22 protein-coding genes are annotated in these 19,300 nt (G+C 70.5%); 14 read left to right on the forward strand and 8 right to left on the reverse strand.

All coding sequences use genetic code 11. The features are described from left to right. The first annotated feature begins 98 nt into the window (after positions 1-98). Positions 99-674, forward strand: a complete 576-nt coding sequence (locus AC6CCG_RS28975; RefSeq protein WP_496658257.1) for a dihydrofolate reductase family protein — start codon at positions 99-101, stop codon at positions 672-674. Here the strand turns inward: AC6CCG_RS28975 and AC6CCG_RS28980 are convergent. Genes AC6CCG_RS28980 through AC6CCG_RS29005 form a run of 6 tightly spaced genes read right to left on the reverse strand, consistent with a single transcriptional unit; the run spans position 656 to position 5,175 of the window. Then, complete coding sequence (locus AC6CCG_RS28980; RefSeq protein WP_496658258.1) at positions 656-1,366, reverse strand: helix-turn-helix domain-containing protein; 711 nt, start codon at positions 1,364-1,366, stop codon at positions 656-658. The genes AC6CCG_RS28975 and AC6CCG_RS28980 overlap by 19 nt on opposite strands. 22 nt (positions 1,367-1,388) lie before the next feature. Then, positions 1,389-2,780, reverse strand: coding sequence for a glycine--tRNA ligase (locus AC6CCG_RS28985; RefSeq protein WP_496658260.1), 1,392 nt, complete (start codon positions 2,778-2,780; stop codon positions 1,389-1,391). Between the two features lie 59 nt (positions 2,781-2,839). Then, the gene (locus tag AC6CCG_RS28990) at positions 2,840-3,166 is read right to left on the reverse strand and encodes an antibiotic biosynthesis monooxygenase (RefSeq protein WP_496658261.1); all 327 of its coding nucleotides are present in this window, start codon (positions 3,164-3,166) and stop codon (positions 2,840-2,842) included. Positions 3,167-3,190: 24 nt separating this feature from the next. Then, positions 3,191-4,168 (reverse strand): endo alpha-1,4 polygalactosaminidase, encoded by a 978-nt coding sequence (locus tag AC6CCG_RS28995; protein ID WP_496658262.1) that lies wholly within the window; start codon positions 4,166-4,168, stop codon positions 3,191-3,193. 48 nt (positions 4,169-4,216) lie between these two features. Beyond that, positions 4,217-5,011 carry an alpha/beta hydrolase family protein gene (locus AC6CCG_RS29000; RefSeq protein WP_496658263.1) on the reverse strand — a complete coding sequence of 265 codons (795 nt, stop codon included), beginning with the start codon at positions 5,009-5,011 and terminating at the stop codon, positions 4,217-4,219. Continuing rightward, positions 5,002-5,175, reverse strand: a complete 174-nt coding sequence (locus AC6CCG_RS29005; protein WP_496658264.1) for a hypothetical protein — start codon at positions 5,173-5,175, stop codon at positions 5,002-5,004. The genes AC6CCG_RS29000 and AC6CCG_RS29005 overlap by 10 nt, the downstream gene beginning before the upstream one ends. A 57-nt stretch (positions 5,176-5,232) precedes the next feature. Between AC6CCG_RS29005 and AC6CCG_RS29010 the strand changes: the two genes are divergently transcribed. The 6 genes from AC6CCG_RS29010 (at position 5,233) to AC6CCG_RS29035 (ending at position 9,407) form a co-directional block, all read left to right on the forward strand. Next, on the forward strand, positions 5,233-5,757 hold the full coding sequence (locus AC6CCG_RS29010) for a helix-turn-helix domain-containing protein (protein ID WP_496658266.1): 525 nt from the start codon (positions 5,233-5,235) through the stop codon (positions 5,755-5,757). A 45-nt stretch (positions 5,758-5,802) separates the two neighbouring features. Next, positions 5,803-6,093: a DUF6703 family protein gene (locus AC6CCG_RS29015; RefSeq protein ID WP_496658267.1), complete on the forward strand. Its 291-nt coding sequence runs from the start codon at positions 5,803-5,805 to the stop codon at positions 6,091-6,093. A 246-nt stretch (positions 6,094-6,339) separates the two neighbouring features. Next, complete coding sequence (locus tag AC6CCG_RS29020) at positions 6,340-7,191, forward strand: metal ABC transporter substrate-binding protein (RefSeq protein WP_496658268.1); 852 nt, start codon at positions 6,340-6,342, stop codon at positions 7,189-7,191. Next, positions 7,182-7,997 carry a metal ABC transporter ATP-binding protein gene (locus AC6CCG_RS29025; RefSeq protein WP_496658269.1) on the forward strand — a complete coding sequence of 272 codons (816 nt, stop codon included), beginning with the start codon at positions 7,182-7,184 and terminating at the stop codon, positions 7,995-7,997. Before AC6CCG_RS29020 ends, AC6CCG_RS29025 begins: the two co-directional genes overlap by 10 nt. Then, the gene (locus AC6CCG_RS29030; RefSeq protein ID WP_496658382.1) at positions 7,997-8,995 is read left to right on the forward strand and encodes a metal ABC transporter permease; all 999 of its coding nucleotides are present in this window, start codon (positions 7,997-7,999) and stop codon (positions 8,993-8,995) included. Before AC6CCG_RS29025 ends, AC6CCG_RS29030 begins: the two co-directional genes overlap by 1 nt. Before the next feature lie 10 nt (positions 8,996-9,005). After that, entirely contained in the window at positions 9,006-9,407 is a 402-nt protein-coding gene (locus AC6CCG_RS29035; protein WP_377500616.1) for a Fur family transcriptional regulator, read from the forward strand. Between the two features lie 253 nt (positions 9,408-9,660). Here AC6CCG_RS29035 and AC6CCG_RS29040 read toward each other — a convergent pair whose 3' ends face one another. Both AC6CCG_RS29040 and AC6CCG_RS29045 read right to left on the reverse strand, forming a co-directional pair. Next, a complete protein-coding gene (locus tag AC6CCG_RS29040; RefSeq protein ID WP_496658270.1) occupies positions 9,661-9,915 on the reverse strand; it encodes a hypothetical protein in 255 nt (84 codons plus the stop codon). 224 nt (positions 9,916-10,139) lie between these two features. Continuing rightward, entirely contained in the window at positions 10,140-10,913 is a 774-nt protein-coding gene (locus AC6CCG_RS29045) for an isoprenyl transferase (protein ID WP_496658272.1), read from the reverse strand. An 18-nt stretch (positions 10,914-10,931) separates the two neighbouring features. Between AC6CCG_RS29045 and recO the strand changes: the two genes are divergently transcribed. The 7 genes from recO to AC6CCG_RS29080 all read left to right on the forward strand — a co-directional run bounded on the left by recO (position 10,932) and on the right by AC6CCG_RS29080 (position 19,250). Then, entirely contained in the window at positions 10,932-11,672 is a 741-nt protein-coding gene (gene recO, locus AC6CCG_RS29050) for a DNA repair protein RecO (RefSeq protein WP_496658273.1), read from the forward strand. Then, a complete protein-coding gene (locus AC6CCG_RS29055; protein WP_496658274.1) occupies positions 11,659-13,203 on the forward strand; it encodes a M1 family metallopeptidase in 1,545 nt (514 codons plus the stop codon). Before recO ends, AC6CCG_RS29055 begins: the two co-directional genes overlap by 14 nt. A 93-nt stretch (positions 13,204-13,296) precedes the next feature. After that, complete coding sequence (locus AC6CCG_RS29060) at positions 13,297-14,238, forward strand: hypothetical protein (protein WP_496658275.1); 942 nt, start codon at positions 13,297-13,299, stop codon at positions 14,236-14,238. Between the two features lie 59 nt (positions 14,239-14,297). Then, complete coding sequence (locus AC6CCG_RS29065; RefSeq protein WP_496658276.1) at positions 14,298-15,974, forward strand: ABC transporter ATP-binding protein; 1,677 nt, start codon at positions 14,298-14,300, stop codon at positions 15,972-15,974. After that, the gene (locus AC6CCG_RS29070; RefSeq protein ID WP_496658277.1) at positions 15,971-17,719 is read left to right on the forward strand and encodes an ABC transporter ATP-binding protein; all 1,749 of its coding nucleotides are present in this window, start codon (positions 15,971-15,973) and stop codon (positions 17,717-17,719) included. Before AC6CCG_RS29065 ends, AC6CCG_RS29070 begins: the two co-directional genes overlap by 4 nt. A 137-nt stretch (positions 17,720-17,856) precedes the next feature. After that, positions 17,857-18,795, forward strand: coding sequence for an aminoglycoside phosphotransferase family protein (locus tag AC6CCG_RS29075; RefSeq protein WP_496658279.1), 939 nt, complete (start codon positions 17,857-17,859; stop codon positions 18,793-18,795). A gap of 173 nt (positions 18,796-18,968) precedes the next feature. Next, on the forward strand, positions 18,969-19,250 hold the full coding sequence (locus AC6CCG_RS29080; RefSeq protein ID WP_179758303.1) for a pyrophosphorylase: 282 nt from the start codon (positions 18,969-18,971) through the stop codon (positions 19,248-19,250). Positions 19,251-19,300: the final 50 nt, after the last annotated feature.

Raw genomic sequence — 19,300 nt, forward strand, 5'->3', positions numbered from 1 at the left:
TCTTCAGCGTAGCCCTCGAGCGTCGTCGGTTTCGTCCAAGACTCGACAGCGCTGCGGCCCTAGAGTCGGCTTGTCGGCAACACGATCAGGAGGTTTCGGTGGCACGTGAGTTGGTCTGGACGGGATTCATGTCGCTGGACGGCGTGATGGATTCGCCGGGCGGCGAGTCCGAAGGGCATCGCGGCGGCGGGTGGGTGTTCGACGTCGAGTTCTCGGAGGAGGCGTACTCGCTGAAGGGCGAGGAGCTCGAGGACACGACGGCCTTGATGTTCGGCCGGCGCAGCTATGAGGCGTTCGCGCCGATCTGGCCCGGCTCGGAGGATCACGCGGCGTACAAGGAGATTCCGAAGTACGTCGTCTCGTCGAGCCTGGCCGACGACGCGCTGGTCGACGGCTGGGGGGCGATCACGATCCTCCGGTCGACCGAGGACGTGGCCGCGTTGAAGCAGCAGGAGGGCGGTGCGATCTTCATCCACGGCAGCCCGACGCTCGCCCTGCGGCTGGCCGAGGCCGACCTGATCGACCGGTACAACCTGCTCGTCTTCCCGGTCCTGCTCGGCGCCGGCAAGAGTGTGTTCCCGCGATCCGACCGGGACCGGCAGAAGCTGCGCCTGCGCGAGGCGGACAGCTACGCCAACGGCGTGGCCAAGCTCGTCTACGACGTCGTGCGCTGACCGAGCTCGAGCGCGATGGCTCCGCCGGCGCCGGCCCGCAACTGACCGGCGGTCCGGCCCACGTAGCGGCGCAGCGCGCGAGCCAGGTGGGGCTCGTCGTAGTAGTCCAGCTTGGCGACGACGTCGGCGGCCGGCGCCCCGCCGCCGAGTAGGACGGCAGCGGTACGGGCCCGTTCGATCTGCCGGACGGCGCCCTGGCGCAACCCGGTCGCGGCCCGGAACCGCCGCTCCAGTGTCCGCTCGGTCACCGGGGGCCGGCCGCCGCGCAACACCTCGGCGACCAGCGGGTCCCGCTCGACGACACCCCGCCGGACCAGCCGATCCACCAACGCCTCGGCGTCGTCGGCGCCCGGGGTCGGCCACCGGGCCCCGTCCAGCCGGAAGGTCCGCCGGGTCGCGTCGGGGAGTTCGAGACCGCCGTCGAGCAGGGCCGGTCCGGGCGCGATCCGCAACGAGGTGCCGACCGCGAACTGGAGGCCGACGAACGTGGCGCCCTCGGGGACGGGCGCGGTCCCGGTCCGGCTCTCCGGCCCGCTGACGGCCGCGTACGCCCTGCCCTGCTGCTCCCAGAACACCAGGCCCCAGGTCTCGGAGGCGACCGAGGTCATCTCCGAGACCCGGTCGCTGCGGCAGGTCCAGACGGAGGCGATCCACGGCGAGTCGGACGCGCGCGAGCCGAACTGCAGGCGCATCGGACCTACCGCGGACCCATGATCAACAGCCGATCAGCCTGGTCGCCAGGTAGTCGGTGATCTTGTCCAGCGACACCCGCTCCTGCGCCATCGAATCCCGCTCGCGCACGGTCACGGCATGATCATCGAGGGTGTCGAAGTCGACCGTGATGCAATACGGCGTGCCGATCTCGTCCTGCCGGCGGTAGCGGCGGCCGATCGCCTGGGCGTCGTCGAAGTCGACGTTCCAGTTCTTCCGCAGCTCGGCGGCAAGATCACGAGCCTTCGGCGACAGGGCCTCGTTGCGGGACAGCGGCAGCACCGCGGCCTTCACCGGCGCCAGCCGATGATCAAGCTTCAGCACGGTCCGCTTGTCCACGCCACCCTTGGTGTTCGGCGCCTCGTCCTCGACATAGGAGTCGACAAGGAACGCCATCAGGGAACGGGTCAGGCCGGCCGCCGGCTCGATCACGTACGGCGTGTAGCGCTCGTTCTTGGCCTGGTCGAAGTACGACAGGTCCTGGCCGGAGTGCTTGCTGTGCGTGCTGAGATCGAAGTCGGTCCGGTTGGCGATGCCCTCAAGTTCGCCCCACTCGCTGCCGGCGAAGCCGAACCGGTACTCGATGTCGACGGTCCGGGTCGAGTAGTGCGACAGCTTCTCCTTGGGATGCTCGTAATGCCGCAGGTTGTCCCGGTCGATGCCGAGGTCGACGTACCAGTCGGTGCGGGCATCGATCCAGTACTGGTGCCACTTCTCGTCCGTGCCCGGCTCGACGAAGAACTCCATCTCCATCTGCTCGAACTCGCGGGTCCGGAAGATGAAGTTGCCCGGCGTGATCTCGTTCCGGAACGACTTGCCGACCTGGCCGATCCCGAACGGCGGCTTCTTCCGGGTGGTCTGCACCACGTTGGCGAAGTTGACGAAGATGCCCTGCGCGGTCTCCGGGCGCAGGTAGTGCAGGCCGGACTCGTCCTCGACCACGCCCAGGTAGGTCTTGAGCATCCCGTTGAAGTTGCGCGGCTCGGTGTACTGGCCGCGAGTGCCGCAGTGCGGGCACGGGACGTCGGTCAGCGGCACGTCGTCGGGGTTGGCGATCCCCTTGCGCTCCGCGTACTCCTCCTGCAGGTGATCGGCCCGGAACCGGCGATGGCAGCTGAGGCACTCGACCAGCGGGTCCGTGAAGACATCCAGATGGCCGGACGCGTGCCAGACCGGCGTCGGCAGGATCACCGACGAGTCCAGGCCGACGACGTCGTCCCGCGAGGTCACGACGGACCGCCACCACTGCTTCTTGATGTTCTCCTTCAGTTCGACACCGAGCGGGCCGTAGTCCCACGCGGAGCGCGTACCGCCGTAGATCTCACCGGCCGGAAAGACGAATCCGCGCCTCTTGCAGAGGCTGGTGACATTGTCCAGACGACTTGCGGCGGCCACGTGCTTGCTCCAATACGGTGATGAAGGATTTTCTTGCGGTACGGATTCGCACCGACGCCTCAGGATAACGGCCCCGACTCCGAACCCCGGGCCTGGTTTTCGCCGACCAGCTCCGCGTCGTCGTACGCGCTCGGCTCGTCGATCGCCGCCGAGAGCAGCGGCACCACGACCGACTTCGCCTCGAAGCCCTGCAGCGCCCGCCGGTAGGAGCCGACGCCGACCCACCGGGTGGTGATCGTCCACAACTCCGGATCGTCCAGGTTGCGGCCGAAATCGACGCTGCGGAAGCCCTTCGCGGCCTCCAGCACCCGGACCGCGGCGGCCGCCCGGTCGGCGAAGACGGCGGCCTCGGCCACCGGCACCCGGAAACGGCTGATCGCGATCACCGGACGAGGATAGAGCGTGCGGCGTCAGGGACCGCACTGGTGCCGCATCGCCGCGGTCGGCGGTTCGTCCTTGGCCAGCCCGTCGAAGCCGTGCCGGCGATGGACGGCGCAGATCTCGCTGGGTTTCCCGGCGGCCGGATAGTCGACCGCGAAGACCGCCTTGCCCCGCTCGACGAACACGTCCAGCTCGGCGCACTCGTCGAACTCCACGCACTCCTCCGGCAGCGCCCAGTCGAAGTGGTCGACCAACGGCACCGCCGTCCCGGGATCGTCGTGGCCGTTCTTCATCCCGACCGACAGTCCGCGGGCATGCGCCTGGGCGGCGACCTCGCGATACCAGGAGACCTGGTCGGCCTGCGCGATCGGGAAGCCCGGGTCGTTGCCGCGCGGATTGTTCTGGTCCGGTTCGATGCCGTCGCAGCCCATCCGCGCGGCAAGATCGAACCGGGCCCAGATGAGCTCCGCGAAGCGTTCCCGGGAGCCGGGCCGCAGATCCAGCCACCGTTCGCCGTCCCAGCCGGTGTCCCAGCCGATCACCGACCCGGGTCCGGGCCGGCGCGGCCGGTTCGGGATCTCCGCGACCCGCCGTGCATAGCCCGGGAAGCGGGCGGCGTCGGGCCGGTAGTGCTCGAAGGCGCCCGTGTCGACGTAACAGATGATCACCGGTCGCGGCGACCGTCCGTGCAGCTCGTCGATCGTGCCGGCCAGCGGCCCGGTCGGGACCTTGATCAGGTCGCCGTCCGGGTAGCGCAGTTCCGACCCGGCCGGCGCCAGGTCGAACAGGTCCAGGTCGTACATGGCCCGCGGCTCGGAGACGTCGTACGGCTCGCTGATCTGCCAGTCCCAGTCCGCGGCCTCGCCGGGCTTCGGCCGCCACCATCCAGGACCGTTCGGTGCCGGCTCCGGACCGGGCGAGCCGGCCGGCACCGCGCAGCCCGTGACCAACAGTGCCACGCCGAGCAGGGCGGCGACTGCGCACCGGCGGCCACGGAGGGTGATCATGAGGGATTCCTTCGGGTACGGGGAATCCGAGGTTAGCCGTACTGCCGGTCAGACGGAGGCGATCCAGTCGACCAGAACGGTGATCACCTCCGGGTCGACGTGACCGGGGAGCTGATACTCGGCGGGCGTCGACGGCCCGGTGCCGAGGATGAACTGATGGTTGACGCGCTCGAGGATCCGGATCGTCACGTCCTCCCGCTGGGCCAGCGCGTTCCGCCAGCCGGGCAGGTCGTCGGCCACCGTCACCTGGTAGTCCCGGCCGCCCTGCATGATCAAGATCGGCCGGTCCAGCGCCGCGGCAGTGGCCGCCGGATCGTAGGCTCGCTGGTCGAGCCAGAACTCCGCGGCCACGCCGAACGGGAGTTCCGCTGCCGGCGTCGCCGGCGACAGGTCGGGCTGGTCCACCGCCGCCGCCTGCCGGACGAACGCCGCCACCTGCTCGCCGGTGATCAACTCGGGAGCGATCTCCGCCAGGTGCCGCCCGACCCGGACCAGCGCATGGTGCATCGGCTGGGTGTCGCCGGCCAGCACGGCCACGCCGGCAACCGCCGGTTCGACGGTCGCCACCAGCGGGGCGATCTTCCCGCCCATGCTGTGCCCCGCGACGAAGACCCGGTCGACCCGGCTGCTGAGCTGCCGGACCGCCTCGACCGCGTGCGGTACGTACTCGCCGGTCATCGTGAAGCCGGGCTCGAGCATCGCCTCCGGCCGGACGAAGCTGAGCTTGTCGAACCGGAGCACCGCCAGCCCGCGAGCAGCCAGGCCCCAGGCGAGATCCTTCAGCGGCTTGTTCGGCCCGCTGGTCTCGTCCCGGTCCTGCGGCCCGCCGCCGGTCAGCAGCACGACCCCGTCGCCGGTTCTGCGCCGTCCGCGGGCAGCGTCAGGGTGCCGCCGACCGTGACGGAGTCGGCGGTCAGGTCGAGCTCCTGCTCGGTGAAGCCGGCCGGGTCCGCGTAGGCCGGAGGTGTCCAGGCGGGCGCGGCGGCGGGATCCTGCGCAACAGTCATCGTCCACTACCTTTCTCAATTTTTGCGAACGGTAGCACGATCTGAGATCGTTGGTCGATGGATCCGCTCGAACTGCTCGGCCATCCGGTCCGGCTCCGCGTCCTGCACGCCCTGCGCGGCGAACGCTCACTGACCACCGCCGACCTCGCGGAGCGGATCACCGACGTCTCCAAAGCGACGCTCTACCGGCACGTCGACCTGCTCGCCGACGGCGGCATCATCGAGATCGCCGAGGAGCGCCGGGTCCGCGGCGCCGTAGAGCGGCACTACCGGCTCCGGCAGAACCAGGCGACGATCACGCCGACGCAGTTCGAACAGCTGACCACCGACGACCTCCGCCGCGGCTTCACCGCCGCCCTCGCAGTGCTCGCGGCCGAGTTCAACGCCTATCTGGACCGCCCGGACGCCGATCCGATCACCGATCTGGTCGGCTTCCGCCAGCACGCGGTCTGGCTCAGCCCGGCGGAACTCCAGCAACTCATCGAGGGGCTCCGGGCCGCGATCCTGCCGGTGCTGGCCCACCAGGCCTCTCCTGAGCGGACCCGGTATCTGCTCAGCCCGATCCACTTCCCCGCCGAGTGACCCGCCGGCGCGGGCCGACTGGCGAGCCCGTGTCAGACTGGGCAGATGTCCGAGTCGACACAGCCCACGTTCCGCCAGTCGTTGGAGCGGGTGAGCCGGCCGGTCCTGGTCCGCCTGACGGCTCTGCCGCGCTTCCTCATCCCGGTGGCCACGCTGGCCCTGATCGCGGTCGGCGCCTTCGCGCCGCTGCCGGTGGCGATGACCGCCTTCGCCCTGGTGTTCCTGTTCCTCAGCTGGATCACGTACCTCTCCTGGCCGGCCGTCGCCACCGGCGGCAAGTTGCTCCGCGTCGCCATGCTTGCCCTGATCGTCATCCTGGCCGTCACCCGCCTCTGAGCCCACTCCGCACGGGGACGATGCGGCCACCGCTACACGGCCGCACCGTCCCCGCTTCCCTGCCTGCCTTGAAGATCACATCGCCAGCATTTGACTGACCCGAGTAACTTACTGAAAATGGTTTTCATGCATAGGTTCCCGCGCGCGCTCATCGGCCTGGTCACGTCGTCACTCCTCCTCCTTGCTGCGGCGTGCGGGTCGCCGACCGGAACCGGAGGGAGCGCGGCGCAGCCTGGTCAGCTGTCCGTGATCACCTCCATCTACCCGTTCCAGTTCGTCGCCGAGCGCGTCGCGGGGCCTCATGCGAAGGTCGAGAACCTGACTCAGCCGGGAGCCGAGCCGCACGACCTCGAACTGACCCCGCAGCAGGTGGCCGGGCTGGCCAAGGCCGATCTCGTCGTGTACGAGAAGACCCTGCAGCCCGCCGTCGACGCCGGTGTCGAGCAGAACGCCGGCGACAACGTGCTGGAGACGTCGACCGTGGTCCCGCTGCAGCCACTGGCCGCCGAGGAACATGATCACGAAGGCCACGAGGAGGGCGAGAGCACCGAGGAGGGCGACGAGCATGATCACGGCGGCCTCGACCCGCACGTCTGGCTCGACCCGAACAACATGGCCACGATCGCGAAGGCGCTCGCCGAGCGGCTCGCCTCGATCGATCCCGATCATGCCGCCGACTACACCGCCAACGCCGACGCGCTGACCAGGGAGCTGACCGACCTCGACCAGGCCTACACGACCGGCCTGAAGCAGTGCGAGCGTACGGAATTCATCACCAGCCATGCCGCCTTCGGCTACCTGGCCAAGCGGTACGGCCTGACCCAGCTGGGGATCAGCGGGATCAGCCCGGACGCCGAGCCGTCGCCGGCCCGGATCGCCGAGATCCACGAGGAGGCGACCGAGCACAAGATCACCACGATCTTCTACGAGACCCTGGTCTCGCCGGCCGTCGCCGAGGCGATCGCGGCCGACCTCAAGCTCAAGACCGATGTGCTCGACCCGATCGAGGGCATCACGCAGGATTCGCGCGGCACGGACTACCTTGAGATCATGCGTGCCAACCTCACGGCGCTGAAATCCGCCAACTCATGCAGCTGACCTCGGCCGAGACCGTTCTGGAGACCACCGATCTCTCCGTCGAGCTCGGTGGCCTGCCGATCCTGCGCGGCATCAGTCTCAGCGTCGGGGTCGGCGAGACGGTCGCCCTGCTCGGCGGCAACGGCTCCGGCAAGTCCACCCTGGTCCGCACCGTGGTCGGGCTGCTGCCGTACCAGCACGGCACGATCGCCCTGTTCGGCCGGCCGCTGCGACTGTTCCGGGCCTGGCGCCGGATCGGGTACGTGCCGCAGCGGACTCCGGTCGGCACCAGCGCGGCCACGGTCCGCGAGGTCGTCGGCGCCGGACTGCTGGCCCAACGGGCGCCGTTCCTGCCGGCCGGGAAGGCCCACCGGCGCGCGGTCGCCGAGGCCCTCGAGGTGGTCGGCATGGCCGGCCGGGCCGGCGACCGGGTCTCCTGGCTGTCCGGCGGCCAGCAGCAGCGGGTGCTGATCGCCCGCGCGCTGGTCGGGAAGCCGCAGTTGTTGATCTTGGACGAGCCGACCGCCGGCGTGGACCTGGAGCACCAGCAGGTGCTGGCCGGGGTGCTGGACCGGCTCACCGACAACGGCACCGCGATGCTCATCGTGCTGCACGAGATCGGCCCGTTGGCCGAACAGATCGACCGGGCCGTGATGCTGCGGGAGGGCCGGGTCGCCTACCAGGGCAGCCTGGCCGGGATCCCTGGCCTGCACGCCGGCGGGCACGAGTGCGAGGAGCCCGCCGCGCCGGACCCGATCGGCGGCGCGATGCTGCAGCAGACCGACCTGGTCCGGCCGAACGGCAGCCGGGAGAACGGCCGACCATGATCGAGATCCTGCAATACCCCTTCATGCAAAGGGCTCTGCTCGCCGCCCTGCTGACCGGGCTGATGGCGCCCGCGATCGGCAGCTATGTGGTGCAACGGCGGCTCAGCCTGCTCGGCGACGGCCTCGGCCACGTGGCGATCGCGGGCGTCGGGCTGGCCCTGCTCACCGGCCAGCAGCCGATCCCGGTCGCCGTCGTGGTCTGCGTCGTCGGCGCGGTGATCGTCGAGCTGCTCCGCCAGCAGGGCAAGGCCACCGGCGACGTGGGCCTGGCGATCTTGTTCTACGGCGGACTGGCCGCCGGCGTGCTGATGTCGGGCATCGCCGGTGCCGGCGCCGGCGCGTTGTCGCAATACCTGTTCGGCTCGCTGACCAGCGTCACGGACGGCGATCTGATCATGGTCGCCGTGCTCACCGTGGTGGTGCTGGTGCCGACGATCGGGTTGGCGCCGCAACTGTTCGCGGTCACTTCCGACGAGGACTTCGCCCGCGTACAGGGGCTCAAGGTGCGGCTCTACAACCTGATCATCGTCATCGTCGCCGCGATCACGGTGACGCTGGCGATGCGGACCGTCGGGCTGCTGCTGGTGAGCGCCCTGATGGTGATCCCGGTCGCCGCGGCGCAGAACCTCACCCGCGGCTTCGGCGCCGGCCTGGTCGGCGCGATCGTGATCGGCGTCGTCGTCGCGGTCGGCGGCGCGACGGCCTCCTTCTACGCCGATTCCCCGCCCGGGGCCATGATCGTCGTCCTCGCGATCGCCGTCTTCGCACTCAGTTGGCCGTTCTCGATTCTTGCGACCCGTCGTCGTAAAGTGCTCCCCGTGCTACCGGAACTGAGCGAGGACCTCGACCAGCCGACGCCGCACGAACCGGCGCCGGACCATCCGCACGAGCACAACGACGTCTGCGGGCACCAACCCGTGCGTCACGGGGACCACATCGACTACGTCCACGACGGCCACCGGCACGCCCCGCACGCGGGCCACTACGACGAGCACTGAGCTGTACGACATGCCCGAGACCAACGCGACCGCATCGCCGCAGCGCCGGACCCGGCAGCGGGCGGCGGTGCACGCCATCATGTCCGACCTGGACGAATTCCGTACCGCACAACAGATCCACGACGTGCTGCGCGGCAACGGCGACCGGATCGGGCTGACCACGGTCTACCGGACGCTGCAGTCGATGGCCGACGCCGGCGAGGTCGACGCGCTGCGGACCGGCGACGGCGAGATGGCGTACCGGCGGTGCTCGACCGGGCACCACCATCACCTGGTCTGCCGGGTCTGCGGCCGTACCGTCGAGGTGACCGGTCCGGCCGTCGAGCGCTGGGCGACCCGGGTCGCCGAGGAGAACGGCTTCCGCGAGGTCAGCCACGATCTGGAGATCTTCGGCACCTGCGCCGAACACTGACCCGGACGTTCAGAGTCGGGACAACCAGGGATGATCGGGCGTCCGGCGCTCGATCACCGGACGGAGCCAGCGTCGCTGTTCATCGTCGAGCACTCGGCCACGGCCGAGAAGTCGAGGTCATTCTTCGGCAGCCGATCCCGCGCAGAACGACCTCCGGCGCCTGGATCGGCAGCCCACGCCGGCCGTATCGGGTCATCGACCCGACCGGGCGGCGGATCCGGCCGGACCCGCGCGGGAAGATCCAGACGTCGCCCTAGAACCGGCCGACCAGGATCTGCAACCCTGGAAAGCCGTCCAGGACGATCGTGTCGGGCCCGGCCGTGAGCACGTCGCCGCGGTGCCAGTCGCGCCTGACCCGGCTGTGCGTATGCTCGATCACCGGTTCGTGGGCGCGCAGGTGATCCCAGAGCAGGTCTGCCTCGTCGTCCCGGACCAGGAGATCAACATCGCTGTGGCCCCGGATCGGAGCGGGACAGGCGAGGTCGATCGCCCACCGGTGACCCACCATGATCCCTGGAAGCCGTCCGTGATCGAGATCGCCCGCAGCAGGTCGTGTTCGTCCATCGGCCGCCCCTCTCGGTTGTCACGATCTCTCTTCACATCAGCCGGTAAAGCGCTTAATCCGCCCGACTCGTCTCATCCGCAGAGAAATCGCGACATCTCCCACTCCCAAGCCCCGACCACTCTCTCCTGTCCCAGCTTTCGTGCCCGGTCAGCGGCGGTTGGGGCGGGTCACGCCTTGCCGTAGCGGCGCTCCCGGTCGGCGTACAGCTCGATCGCGTGCCAGAGGTCGCGGCGGTCGAAGTCGGGCCAGAGCCGGTCCAGGAAGACCATCTCGGCGTAGGCGGACTGCCAGACCAGGAAGTTCGAGGTCCGCTGCTCGCCGGAGGACCGGACGAACAGGTCGACGTCGGGGATGTCCGGCTCGTCCAGGAACCGGCGGAACCGGTCCTCGGTCAGCCGGGAGGGGTCGAGCCGGCCGGCCGCGGCCTCCTCGGCGATCCGGCGGGCCGCGTCGACGATCTCCGCGCGGCCGCCGTAGTTGACGCAGAACTGCAGGGTGATCACGTCGTTGTCGACGGTCCGGGCCTCCGCGGCCTCCAACTCCGCGATCACGCTGCGCCACAGCCGGGGCCGGCGGCCCGCCCAGCGGATTCGTACCCCCATCGCGTCGAGCTCGTCGCGGCGGCGCCGGATCACGTCGCGGTTGAAGCCCATCAGCCAGCGCACCTCGTCCGGCGACCGGCGCCAGTTCTCGGTGGAGAACGCGTACGCCGACAGATACTTCACGCCGACCTCGATGGCGCCCTCGATCACGTCGAACAGCGAGGACTCCCCCGCCGAATGTCCATCGGTACGGGGCAGTCCGCGCGCCTTGGCCCAGCGGCCGTTGCCGTCCATCACCACCGCGACGTGGCGCGGCAGCCGACCGGCCGGGATCCGGGGCGGCCGAGCGCCACTGGGGTGCGGACGGGGCGGCGCGCTCTTCCGGGTTCTCCTTGCCACGTGGGGGACAATAGCCCGGTGCCGACCTACTCCGATGAGGCCGTCGTCCTCCGGACCCACAAGCTGGGCGAGGCCGATCGGATCATCACCGTCCTGAGCCGCCGGCACGGCAAGCTGCGCGCGGTCGCCAAGGGGATCCGGCGCACCTCCTCCAAGTTCGGGGCCCGGCTGGAGCCGTTCTCCCGGGTCGATCTCCAGTTCGCGGTCGGCCGGTCGCTGGACGTGATCACCCAGGCGGTCACCCTGGAGCCGAACAGCGACGAACTGGGCCAGGACTACCGCAAGTACACGGCCGGCCACGCGATGGTCGAGACCGCCGACCGGCTGGTCGCCGAGGAGCGGGAGCCGGCGACGCAGCACTACCTGCTGCTGGCCGGGGCGCTGCGGGTGCTGCAGGCCGGCACCCGGGACGGGCCACGGACGCCGTCGATGATCTTGGACTCCTACCTGCTCCGCGCGGTCGCGATCGCCGGTTACGCGCCGTCGTTCGTCGACTGTGCCCGCTGTGGACTGGCCGGCCCGCACGGGGCCTTCTCCCCCACCTCTGGCGGCGTGGTCTGCGAGCCGTGCCGGCCGCCCGGGTCGAGCCGGCCGTCGCCGGAGACGCTGGCGCTGCTCAGCGCCCTGTTGGAGGGCCGTTGGGAGGCGACCCGCAACCAGCCCGAGGCGGTCGTCGCCGAGGCCAGTTCGATCACCGGCGGCTACGTCGCCTGGCACCTCGATCGCAATCTTCGCTCACTGGCGCATGTCGAGCGTTGACCCCGGCTGGGGGCCGCCCGACCCGTCGGGCCGCTTCGGCGAGGCCCCGGTACGCCATCGCCCGCCCCGCGCCGCGTACGTGATCGCCGTGATCATGGCCGTGGTCGGGCTGCTGGCCCTCGCCGTACCGATCGGGCTCCCGTTCCTGGTCTCCCGGTGGACCCAGCAGCCGCCGGTGGTGGTCCCCGACCCGGAGGGCGGCCGGCCCGGCGTCGGCGACCCGTACTTCCCGGACTACGGCAGCAGCGGCTACGACGCGATCAAGTACACGATCTCGGTCGACTGGGATCCGGCAGCGAAGCGACTGACCGGGCGAACCATGATCACCGCCCGGGCCGCCCAGACCCTGCCGTCCTTCTATGTCGATCTTGCGCTGCCGGTCGACACGGTGCTGGTGGACGGCGTACCGGCCCAGCACGCCAAGTCCGGCTTCCAGGACGTCAAGATCACGCCGCAGCAGCCGGTCCGGGCCGGCCAGGACTTCAAGATCGAGATCGAGTACGCCGGCGACCCGGGAGCCGTGCAGCGCAACGAGACCCGGGCCTGGTACGCGACCGGGCAGGAATGGACCGCGGCCGGGGAACCGGAGAGCGCGGCCTGGTGGTACCCGTCCAATGATCACCCGTCGGACGTCGCCCTGATGGACGTCAGCGTCCGAGTCCCGGCCGGCTTCGAGGTGATCAGCGTCGGGCGGCTGGAATCGCGGGACACGGCCGACGAGGCCGACCACGACACCTGGCGCTGGATCGCCCGGCAGCCGATGGCCACCTATCTCAATTTCATCACGATCGGGCAGTACGAGATCAAGGAAGGTGTCGCGGCCGGGCGCCCGTACCTCTACGCCGTTTCCGAGCAGCTCCCGGAGCCGGAGCGCAAGATCGCGTTCACCCAGTTGGCGAAGTCGGAGTCCATGATCACGATCATGGAGGAGACGTTCGGGCCGTACCCGTTCAGCGAGTTCGGCGGCGTCGTCCCGGTGCACGACTTCTGGTTCGGCGGCCTGGAGACCCAGACCCGGCCGATCTACCAGCGGCAGTCGATCCTGAACGCCGACTACGCGCCGGAGTTGATCATGCACGAGCTCGCCCACATGTGGTACGGCGACCATGTCACGCTGGCCCAGTGGGACGACATCTTCATCAACGAGTCGTACGCCTCCTGGGCGCAGTGGCTCTACCGGGAGCGGTCCGGCGGGCCGACCGCCGCGGAGTCGTTCGAGGGCCTGTACGGACGGGTCAAGGACCGTCGCGAGTTCTGGCAGGTGAGCATGATCGACCCCGGGCCGGAGCAGTTGTTCAGCACCGTGTACGCCCGCGGGCCGATGACCCTGCAGGCGCTGCGTACCGTGCTCGGCGACGAGGCGTTCTTCGCTCTGGCCAGGGAGTGGGCCGCCGATCCGGGCCCGCGCAGCGTCGAGCAGTGGATGGCGGCGGCGCAGGCCAAGACGTCGACGGATCTCGGGCCGTTCTTCGACGCCTGGCTGCGGTCGACGTCCGCGCCCGATCCCACGGCGGCGAACGGCTTCGGCTGACGGTATTGTGCTGAGTCTGCGACCGGATCGGGAACGACCCCGAACCGGATCGGACACGAAGTCGTACTCGGGGGCATCGAGTAGGAGGAACGGGTGCGGAAGCGCCGGTCATCGTCGTCGAATTCGCCCAGGTCTGGGCGCGTCCTCGGCGTCGTCGGCATCGCCATGATCGCGATCGCCGTCCTGGGCGTGGTCCTCGTCGTGGTGAACCGGCCCAGCCCGGTGACCACGGCGGCCGAGCCTGCCAGCGCGCCCCCTCCGGCGACCTCCTTGGCCGAACTGCCGGCCAGCAAGGCGCAGTCCCCGATGGTGAACGAGCACTCGCACGCGTCCGACGAACCGCCGGAGGACGAGCCCGAGAAGAAGAGGGAGACGCCGTCCCGGGCACCTTCGCCGACGCCCACCGCCAAGATGTCGACCCAGTCGCGGCCGCCGGCGGAGAGCGCGCCGCCGCGGCCGGAGCAGCAACCACCGATCACCGAGGCCAACCTGCCCACTTCGGCAGACCTGGCCTGGCGCACCGCGGGCGAGTGGCAGGAGGAGCCGGCCAGCGACGCCACCGGCGACCGGCCGCCGTCGGTCTGCCTGCCGTCGATGACCGTGCTGGCCAATCCGAGCACCCTGCTCCGCCGCGACTACACCCTGACCGGGGTCGGCCGCAGTACGGCGATCGCGGTCGACTACCCGACCGAGGCGGAGGCCGAGACCGCGTACACCGAACTCGGCCGCAGCGTCCGCGAGTGCCCGGCCCTGCTGCGCCAGCAGGGGTACGTGCAGCCGAGCCCGGTCGCCGTCCGGCCGGTGCCGCTGCCGGAGGGCATCGTCTCGGAACACCTGCGCCTGGAGTACCAGTTCCGGAAGGCCAAGCCGACGACCGAGAGCATCGGTCTGCTCCGGGCCGGCAACCGGCTGCTGGTGATCTCCATGGTCACCCCGGCCTCCGACACCAGCTGGGCCGAGGATCCGTCCGGTCAGCCGCAGGACCATCCGATGCTGCGCACCCTGCCCGCCGCGGCCACCCGCCTCGTCCACTGACCCGTCCTGTGTCGACGATCACCTCGACACGCGAAGTTAGGGTACGCTAACTTGGCGCGGTGACTGTCGGGAGCGACCAGCGGACCGGTCGGCCGATCGTCGTCGACGCCAGCACCACTCCGCGCCGGCTGGTGCTGCGGACGGTCCTGGCCGGCCGCGGGTACGTCCTCGGCGCCGCCGTCCTCGCCGTCCTGCACCAACTCGGCGAAGGTCTGGTGCCGGTGATCATGGGCCTCGCGATCGATCGCGCGCTGACCACCAGCGATCTTGGTCAGCTGGTGTTCTGGATCGCCTTGCTGGCGGTCGATTTCGCCCTGTTGTCGTTCTCCTACCGGTTCGGCTCCCGGATCGGCGAGCTCGGCCTGCAGGTGGTCCAGCACCAGGTGCGCGGCCGGGTCACCGACCGGTTGCTCGACCCGGCCGGCGACGCGAGCGCCCGCGGCCGGCTGCCGGGCGAGGCGCTGACCGTCGCCACCTCCGACGTCAACCGGCTGTCCCTCGCGGTGCTGCTCGCGATCTATCCGGTGGGCGAGCTGGCGGCCGTGATCTTCGCCGGGGTGGTGCTGCTGGTGCTCTGCTGGCCGCTGGGCCTGGCCGTGCTGATCGGCGCCCCGTTGATGCTCCTGCTGCTCGACCGGGCGGGCGGGCCGTTGCGCCGCCGCAGCGAGAGCGAACAGGAGCTGGCCGCGGCCGCCTCCGGCCGGGCCGCCGACCTGGTCACCGGCTACCGGGTGCTGCGCGGGTTGCGGGCCGAGCGAACCGCCGCGGAGCGCTACCGGCGGGTCAGCCGGGAGGCCCTCGCTGGCACCCTGCACGCCCGGCGGGCGTTCGGCGGCTACCTCGGCGCCATGTCCGGGGTCAGTACGATCTTCGTCGCCGCGATCGCGGTCGCCGCCGGCCTGTTCGCGCTGGACGGCCGGCTCAGCGTCGGCGGCCTGATCACCGTGGTCGGGCTGACCCAGTTCATCATCGGGCCGTTGCGGATGTTCGCCGCCAACGTCGGCCCGATCTGGGCCTCGGCGCAGGCCTCGGCGGCCCGGGTGCTCGCCGTCCTGACCGCTCCCCCGGTGCCGCACGGGTCGCGTACCGTCGCCGCGGCGGGGACGCCCGGAGCGATCGTCTTCACCGGTACGGCCACCGGGGAGCTCGGTCCGGTCGACCTCCGGGTCGAGCCGGGCGCGTTCGTCGCGATCCGGTGTGACGGCGTTCAGGCGGCGGAGCTGGTCGACCTGCTGGGCGCCCGCCGAGCCCCGGAGACCGGTCGCCTGACCTATCACGGGGTCGATGTCGCCGACCACGACCCCGAAGCGATCCGAGCCGAGATCCTGCTCGCCCCGCACGCGGCGGATCTCTTCGAAGGAACGGTGCTGGACAACCTCGGTCTGGCCGAGCCCGCAGTCGACCAGGAGGCCCGGGCCGCCCGCGTGCTCGATCAGGCCGGCGCCGCCGACCTGGTCGACGTCCTGCCGGACGGCGTCCGGACCGCGGTCGGCGAGGCCGGCACCCGGCTCTCCGGCGGCCAGCGACAGCGGGTGGCGCTGGCCCGCGCACTGGCCGGGGACGTGCCGGTGCTGGTGCTGCACGACCCGACGACCGCGGTCGACTCGGTCACCGAGGCGGAGATCGCCCGGCGGGTCAGGGAGGCCCGGTCCGGCCGCACCACGATCGTGATCACCAGCTCCCCGGCCTGGCTCTCGGTCGCCGACCGGGTGGTCGATCTCGGAGCGGCACCGTGACCGCGACCATCAGTCCGACCGCCACCGATCGGCCGGAGCGGCTGCCGATCGCGGGCCGCCGCGAGGTGCTGGCGGAGGTGCGGCTCGCGCTGCACGGCCGTCGGCTCCACCTGGCGTTGCTGGTCGTGATCTTGGTTGCGGCGAACGCGGCGGGACTGGTGATGCCGGCCTCGCTCGGAGCGATCGTCGACGCGATCAACACCGGTGCCGGCGCGGAACGGATCTGGCAGCTCGGCGTGATCATGGCCGCCAGCGGAGTGGGCGGGGCGGCCCTGACCGGGGTCGGCGTGGTGCTGTCGGCCCGGCTGTTCGAGTCCGTCCTGGCCACGCTGCGCGAACGGATGGTGACCCGCGCCCTGCTGCTGCCCCAGCCCGTCGTCGAGCGGGCCGGCTCGGGCGACCTGATCAGCCGAGCGAGCGACGATGTGGCCCGGGTGGCGGAGGCCGTGCCGCGGGTGACGCCGGCGCTGACCGGCTCGCTGTTCACGATCGTGCTCACCTTCGCCGGTATGGCCGTGCTCGATCTCCGGTACGCCCTCGCGCTGCTGGTGATCATCCCGGTGCACGTGCTGGCGGTGCGCTGGTACCTCCGGGTCGCGCCGCCGGTCTACGCCGCGGAGCGGGCCGCGATGGCGGAGCGGGCGAACCATGTGCTGGCCGGCCTGCGCGGCCTGGACACCGTGCTGGCGTACCGGCTGAGCGGGCAGCACAGCCGCCGGATCGCGGCAGCCTCCTGGGACGTGGTCGGCTGGGCGCTGCGGGCCCGGGTGCTGCAGAACCGGTTCTTCGGCCGGCTCAACTTCGCCGAGTTCCTCGGCATGACGGCGATCCTGGTGGTCGGTTTCCTGCTGGTCCGCAGCGACCTCGGCACGATCGGCGCCGCGACCACGGCGATGCTGTTCTTCCTGCGCCTGTTCGATCCGATCAATCAGCTGCTGATCGTGGTGGACGACCTGCAGTCCGCCCTGGCCTCGCTCGGCCGCATCGTCGGCGTGATCAGGTACCGGTCCGCCGAGCCGGACCAGCCCGGGCCCGCGCCGAGTTCGGACGGCCCGGCGGTGCGGATCCGCGGCCTCGGCTTCGCGTACCACCAAGATCATCCGGTGCTCGCGGACATCGATCTCGATCTTGAGCGCGGCGAACGGGTGGCGCTGGTGGGCAGTTCCGGCGCCGGCAAGTCCACCCTGGCCGCCCTGATCGCCGGCGTCCATCAGCCGGTGGCCGGGACGATCGAGCGGCGGGCCGGCCCGATCGTGTTGATCACCCAGGAGGTCCACGTCTTCGCCGGCACCGTCCGGGACAACCTGACCCTGGCCGACGCCGGCGCCGACGACGACCGGCTCCGCCAAGCCTTGCGTACGGTCGGCGCCGAGGACCCGGTCGACCGGCTGCCGGACGGCCTGGACACCGAGGTCGGCGCCCACGGTCACCCGCTGACCGCGGCCGAGGTCCAGCACCTCGGCCTGGCCCGCCTGGCCCTGCTCGACCCGCCCGTCGCGATCCTGGACGAGGCCACCGCCGAGGCCGGCAGCACCAGCGCCGGCCTGCTGGACCGCGCCACCGACCGCGCGATCACCGGTCGAGCCGCCCTGATCGTCGCGCACCGGCTCAGCCAGGCCGCCGACGCCGACCGGGTGATCGTCCTGGAACACGGCCGGATCGCCGAACAGGGCAGCCATGATCAACTTCTGGCCGCCGGCGGCCGCTACGCCGAGCTGTGGAGCGTCTGGTCCCGGGACCGCTGAACGAACCGGCGGCGGCCCGGGCGCATGATCGGCCGACGGAGACAGGATGTTGCTCCATCTCTACGCAGGAAGTCTTGCCGGGACGAACGTGTTCTGAGATCTTCGACTGATCGCCGGACGGGCGGAAGGCGGATCCAATGCCGGAAATCCCAGATCGGCTTCGGATCAAGGCCTCGCAGAACGACGAGCGACGGTCCTGGCTGGCCGCCCTGCCGGGCCTGTGCCGACGCCTTGGCCAAGAGTGGAACCTACAGCTCGGGAAGCTGTTCGATGACGGCCACATCTCCTTCGTCACGCGCGCGACGCGCGGTTCATCGCAGGTCGTCCTGAAAGTACCTCTGCCGGACTCGATCGACCTCGGCACACTCCCAGCGAGCGCTCGGGTCAGCGAAGCCGCCGCACTGAGGCACTGGGCCGGCGACGGCGCGGCACGCCTGCTCGAGCATGATCACACGACCGGAGCACTGTTGCTCGAGCGGTGTGTGCCGGGGTCGACGCTGGACCTGCTCAGCCACCTTGATCAGGATCGGGTCGCGGCAACGCTGCTCGCGCGGCTGCATCAACGCCAACCGAGGTCGGTCGATTTCGTCCGGCTCGCCGATCGTGCCTCGTTCGTCCGCGAGACTCTGCCGGCACGATTCGAGCGCTGCGGATCGCCGTTCGACTCCCGGCTGCTGGACACTGCGGTGGAGATGCTTGCTGATCTTGCGCTCCCCACGGCCGCGGTACTCCTGCACGGGGACTTCCATCAACACAACATTCTTGCCGCCGACCGTCAGCCATGGTTGGCGATCGATCCGTTGCCCATGGTGGGTGATCCCAACTACGACGCTGTGCAGTACCTGTTGTTCCGCAAAGGTGATCTTGCTGACCCGGAGACGAACTGGGGAACCCAGATCCGGAGGTTCTGCGCGCTGCTCGGGTTCGACACCGAACGTACCAAGGCGTGGTTGTTCGCTCGGTTGATCTCGGACGCCCTGGCCGCGCTCACCGAGGAAGGAGCGACGGCAGCCGCTCTCGAGCAACGCCAGGGTGACCTGTGGTCGGCACGACTTGTCCTCCGCCTCTTGTCATGACGGACTGGTGGAGCGATCAGTCGTCGAGCGCCCACCCCGGCAGGTCACGCCGGAGAAGGTAGACCCTGCGGCGGTTACGGTGGGCGGGAAGCTCGGGCAACCAGGTTCGGGCGGGTACTGAACGAATGGTTCCGAGTGCCGGCGGTTCGCCGGCGTCAGGGGAGGAGTTGCGGATGAGTCGGGTTCTCTCGACCGAGGAAGCGAAGTCGGCGATCCGTCAGATTCAGGCGATCGTCACCGGTGGCCTGACGGATCAGATCTCGCAGTTGGACACGCAGGGGCAGAAGTTGTCCCAGCCGGACAACTGGGACGGGCCGCTGGCGGCGACGTTCCGGAGTTCGACGTGGCCGGAGACGAAGGCGGCGCTGGACAAGGCGAAGCAGGAGCTGGACGACCTGCGGGGGCAGTTGGAGAAGATCTCCACCAACATCTTCAGCGCCGGTGGCGGCAGCTGACCCACCCACCGAACGACGAGGGGCGGGGCCGGTGCGACGGCACCGGCCCC

The sequence above is a fragment of the Microlunatus sp. YIM B11417 genome, assembly GCF_059617205.1.

Coding starts and splice junctions, on each gene's coding strand:
- AC6CCG_RS29015 (WP_496658267.1), top strand. CDS start 5,803: ATGTCCGAGTCGACACAGCCCACGTTCCGCCAGTCGTTGGAGCGGGTG.
- AC6CCG_RS28980 (WP_496658258.1), bottom strand. CDS start 1,366: ATGCGCCTGCAGTTCGGCTCGCGCGCGTCCGACTCGCCGTGGATCGCC.
- AC6CCG_RS29035 (WP_377500616.1), top strand. CDS start 9,006: ATGCCCGAGACCAACGCGACCGCATCGCCGCAGCGCCGGACCCGGCAG.
- AC6CCG_RS29040 (WP_496658270.1), bottom strand. CDS start 9,915: ATGGTGGGTCACCGGTGGGCGATCGACCTCGCCTGTCCCGCTCCGATC.
- AC6CCG_RS29010 (WP_496658266.1), top strand. CDS start 5,233: ATGGATCCGCTCGAACTGCTCGGCCATCCGGTCCGGCTCCGCGTCCTG.
- AC6CCG_RS29075 (WP_496658279.1), top strand. CDS start 17,857: ATGCCGGAAATCCCAGATCGGCTTCGGATCAAGGCCTCGCAGAACGAC.
- AC6CCG_RS29080 (WP_179758303.1), top strand. CDS start 18,969: ATGAGTCGGGTTCTCTCGACCGAGGAAGCGAAGTCGGCGATCCGTCAG.
- AC6CCG_RS29025 (WP_496658269.1), top strand. CDS start 7,182: ATGCAGCTGACCTCGGCCGAGACCGTTCTGGAGACCACCGATCTCTCC.
- AC6CCG_RS28995 (WP_496658262.1), bottom strand. CDS start 4,168: ATGATCACCCTCCGTGGCCGCCGGTGCGCAGTCGCCGCCCTGCTCGGC.
- AC6CCG_RS29005 (WP_496658264.1), bottom strand. CDS start 5,175: ATGACTGTTGCGCAGGATCCCGCCGCCGCGCCCGCCTGGACACCTCCG.
- AC6CCG_RS29055 (WP_496658274.1), top strand. CDS start 11,659: ATGTCGAGCGTTGACCCCGGCTGGGGGCCGCCCGACCCGTCGGGCCGC.